This window comes from Achromobacter colocynthidis, assembly GCF_057334535.1.
This window is the reverse complement of record NZ_JBHFIZ010000039.1, coordinates 808,749-812,659: the sequence shown is the minus strand read 5'-3', so window position 1 is coordinate 812,659 and position 3,911 is coordinate 808,749. Positions and strand designations below refer to the sequence as shown.

The 3,911-nt window shown below is 55.9% G+C and carries 4 protein-coding genes; 1 reads left to right on the top strand and 3 read right to left on the bottom strand.

Going from position 1 to position 3,911, the window contains the following annotated elements; translation table 11 throughout:
* Positions 1–1,119: 1,119 nt before the first annotated feature.
* Positions 1,120–1,596, bottom strand: a complete 477-nt coding sequence (locus ACE04A_RS30135; protein ID WP_175134542.1) for an Lrp/AsnC family transcriptional regulator — start codon at positions 1,594–1,596, stop codon at positions 1,120–1,122.
* A gap of 156 nt (positions 1,597–1,752) precedes the next feature.
* Between ACE04A_RS30135 and hppD the strand changes: the two genes are divergently transcribed.
* On the top strand, positions 1,753–2,865 hold the full coding sequence (gene hppD / locus ACE04A_RS30130) for a 4-hydroxyphenylpyruvate dioxygenase (RefSeq protein WP_100853124.1): 1,113 nt from the start codon (positions 1,753–1,755) through the stop codon (positions 2,863–2,865).
* 113 nt (positions 2,866–2,978) lie between these two features.
* Here hppD and msrA read toward each other — a convergent pair whose 3' ends face one another.
* Together msrA and ACE04A_RS30120 are read right to left on the bottom strand one after the other, a co-directional pair.
* A complete protein-coding gene (msrA, locus tag ACE04A_RS30125; RefSeq protein ID WP_259253086.1) occupies positions 2,979–3,533 on the bottom strand; it encodes a peptide-methionine (S)-S-oxide reductase MsrA in 555 nt (184 codons plus the stop codon).
* A gap of 76 nt (positions 3,534–3,609) precedes the next feature.
* On the bottom strand, positions 3,610–3,906 hold the full coding sequence (locus ACE04A_RS30120) for a c-type cytochrome (RefSeq protein ID WP_485820818.1): 297 nt from the start codon (positions 3,904–3,906) through the stop codon (positions 3,610–3,612).
* Between the last annotated feature and the right edge of the window lie 5 nt (positions 3,907–3,911).

Here is a 3,911-nt window from a genome sequence, read left to right as displayed (position 1 = left end):
ATCTGAGCCAGGATCAAACTCTTCAGTTTAATCTCTGTATTTGTTTCGTATTCTTGGTCCGAATAAATCCGAACCAGGTCATACGTCGCTACTCAAAGGAAGTGAGGTATGTTCTTAAACTTGACGTCTAAGGTACTTCACTTCTAGTGAGCACTTGATTTCATTGTGCTTGTGATAAAGCCAGGATTTGACTCCCAACTTGATCACAGTGCATCGCATCAAGCGCCCACACTTATCGGTTGTTTAATTGTTAAAGAGCGGTACTGCTAAATTCTGTACTACCAACTTCTTGCCACTTACTGAACTTGCTCGCTTCGCTGCGGCTTTCGCTTTGCGTCGCTCGCTGTTTTCAGCAGCAGAGAGGCGAGATTATGAAGAAGTTTTTATCGCTTGTCAAGCCAGCTTCGTTCGCTTTCGCGCCACCGCTTTCTTGCTTGCGACCTCTTCAGATCACCCTCTCTTAGCAGCTATCGAAACATCAGAACACCCATTCGGGTTAACCCTAAGTTTTCGGCAGCTGCCAAGCCTGAAACTATAACACAACTTTTGCAGATTATGCAACCGGCTCTTGCCTAATTTGCATCCTATCTTGCAACCCCGCCGCTCGCTTACGCTTGCGTTGGCTCTGGAATCCAGAGGTTGGTTACTGAACCAGGTGGCTTGCGATATTGATCCGGGTAAACCCTGATTCACCATCACCAGCCAAGCCCAAGACTATAGCACGATTTTTGCAGATTGCGCAACTGGCTTTTGCCTGATTTGCTGCAATCCTTGCAATAACCGCTTGGCTGCCTGCATAACTACTACTGGCTGCTTCGCGGCAGGCCGGGGTAGGTTTCCTTGCGGATCGCTTGCCGGGTGGCCTGTTGCGCTTGCTTGGCTTCGCGGTTCAAAAACTGCCTGAACTGCGAAGGAGCGAGACTATAGCACGGAAATTTCTACTAGGGGCTCCACATGACACCCATTTTTCAAAAAGGTGAACATTTATAGGGACACTCCCTTTAAGAGCCGCGCGGCACTCTATATAGAGGTGCTCCGGTAGCACCTCTATATAGGCAGACCACGCTCTATATATATAGATATATAGAGCACACCACTACCCTACTCTCCGCCCTCACCTCACAGCCTTAGCTCGGTGGTTTCCTTGATCTGCTGTAACGCGAAGAAGGAACGCATATCCACCACGGCAGGGTGGCGCATCAATGTGTCCATGGCGAAACGGGAAAAGTGCGCCAGGTCGGCCACCTGGATTCGAAGCAGATAGTCCATGTCGCCAGACATGGCATAGCACTCGACCACTTCAGGCCAAAGCTGCACGTCGCGCGCGAAGTCGCTCATTGGCGCGTGACTGGAGCCGCTATGCTTGTTCAGGCGGATGTTGACGTAGGCCAGCAGACCGAGCCCAACTTTCTCAGCGTCGATCAGCGCCACGTACTTTTTGATGAAGCCCTTCTCTTCCAGCCGGCGCACCCGCCGCAAGCAGGGACTGGGGGACAGGGATACGCGGTCGGCCAGTTCCTGGTTGCTAAGGCGTCCATCGCGCTGCAGTTCAGCCAAAATCCTTAGATCTGTCCTATCAAGCTCGATATCAGACATTTTTTGCCCTTTAGTTTTCATATTCGGCAATATTATTGCCCAAATAGGGCGGTTCAACGCCATGTTTGCAATTGTCTGCTCGTCGATCCTACCTACAATCCTCTTCTAGACTTGAATAACAAGTCGTCCTGAAAAACGATGCAAGGGAGCAGACTTATGAGCAGCGCTTTCCAACCCTGGGACAACCCGATGGGCACCGCCGGGTTCGAGTTCATTGAATATGCCGCGCCGGACCCCGCTGCGCTGCGCAAGGTGTTTGAACTACTGGGCTTCAAAGCCATCGCCAAACACCGTCACAAGGACGTCACGCTGTACCGTCAGGGTGGCGTGAATTTTCTGATCAATGCCGAGCCGGATTCCTTTGCCCAGCGCTTTGCGCGTCTGCACGGACCGTCGATCTGTGCAATTGGTTTCCGCGTTCAAGACGCCAATGCCGCGTATAAGCGCGCGTTGGAACTGGGGGCATGGGGATTCGACTCGCACAGCGGGCCGATGGAACTGAACATTCCGGCCATCAAGGGCATCGGCGACTCGCTCATCTACCTGGTTGACCGCTGGACGGGTAAGGAAGGCCATGGCGGCATTGGTGACATCAGCATCTACGACGTTGACTTCGTGCCCGTGGATCCGGGCAATGCGCAGGCGGACCTGAACCACCGCGGAGCCGGCTTGACGTTGGTGGACCACTTGACGCACAACGTGCACAAGGGCCGCATGGCCGAGTGGTCGGAATTTTACGAACGCCTGTTCAACTTCCGTGAAGTGCGCTACTTCGATATCGAAGGCAAGGTGACGGGCGTGAAGTCGAAGGCGATGACGTCGCCGTGCGGCAATATCCGCATTCCGATCAATGAGGAAGGCACCGAGGAGAAGGGGCAGATCCAGGAATATCTGGACCTGTACCGCGGCGAAGGCATCCAACACATTGCCATGGCGACGGATGACATCTACAGCACCATTGAAGCGCTGCGCGAGTCGGGTGTGGTATTTCTGGATACGCCGGAAACGTACTACGAACTGCTGGACCGCCGCCTGCCTAACCACGGCGAAGATGTGGCGCGCCTGCAGAAAAACCGTATCCTGTTGGATGGCGCGCCTGGTGGCGGCCTTTTGCTGCAGATCTTCACGGAGAACCAGATCGGCCCGATCTTCTTCGAGATCATCCAGCGCAAAGGCAACGACGGTTTTGGCGAAGGCAACTTCAAGGCCCTGTTCGAATCGATCGAACTGGACCAGATGCGCCGCGGCGTGGTGAAGAACGTCGAGTAAGCGCTTCCCCCGCCAGTGCCCGAGTGCCCTAGCATCGGCACTGGCTTTGTAGCCTCACCTTATGGTGAGGTTTTTTTTGCCCGTTCGAACCGACCCGGGCGTCCACGCGGCAGTTAGCGCTTCAGACGATCCTGGAATTGCTTGCGGAACTTGGCAACCTTGGGTGCGATCACGAACTGGCAATAACCTTGCTCGGGGTGCAGGGCAAAGTAGTTGCTGTGGTAATCCTCGGCTTGCCAGAATTTGGCGGGCGCCAACAGCTTGGTGACGATGGGCGCATCGTAAACCTGTTGCGCCTCGACCTCGGCAATGACCGCTTCAGCTTGCTCACGCTGAGACTCGTTCTGCCAGAAGATTGCCGACTCGTACTGCGGACCGATGTCGTTGCCTTGACGGCCCGGCGTGGTGGGATCATGCGTGGCGAAGAACACGCGCAGCAAGTCACTGAACGACAGTTCGGTGGGGTCGAATTCGATTCTGGCGACCTCGATATGGCCCGTGTCCTTGCCGCACACCTGCTCATAGCTGGGGTTGTCGACGTGCCCGCCGCTGTAGCCGGGCAACACGCTCTTCACGCCGCGCAGATCGACGAAGACCGCTTCGACGCACCAGAAGCAGCCGCCGCCAAGGACGGCAACCTCATTGCCTGGGGATGGTTGTTCTGTCATGACAATTCCTCATTGATAAGGGGCCACGCCGCGCGGCCCACTTCCCGCGCTTCACGCCGGGGCATCAAGAATAAGCCTACTGCTTGGTCGGTGCCAGCGACAGTATCCATTCGGCCAGCAGACGGGCGTCTTCCTGGTTGACATGGGTTTGGGCAGGCATGGGAACCGCACCCCAGGCACCGCGGCCACCACCACGAATCTTGCCGGCCAGGTAATCCACCATGGCGTCGCCCTGCCCCGCATAACGTTCCGCCACACTCTTCAACGGCGGGCCCACGCGCTTGGCCTCTACCTGGTGGCAGGCCATACAGGCCTTGCTCTTGGCCAGGTCCAGGCCAGTCGTTTGCGCCTGGACCGCGCCTGCGCTCAACACGCAGG

Bases quoted from the DNA above. Each gene is read 5' to 3' on its own strand.
- msrA (WP_259253086.1), bottom strand. From the start codon at position 3,533: ATGACAGAACAACCATCCCCAGGCAATGAGGTTGCCGTCCTTGGCGGC.
- ACE04A_RS30135 (WP_175134542.1), bottom strand. From the start codon at position 1,596: ATGTCTGATATCGAGCTTGATAGGACAGATCTAAGGATTTTGGCTGAA.
- hppD (WP_100853124.1), top strand. From the start codon at position 1,753: ATGAGCAGCGCTTTCCAACCCTGGGACAACCCGATGGGCACCGCCGGG.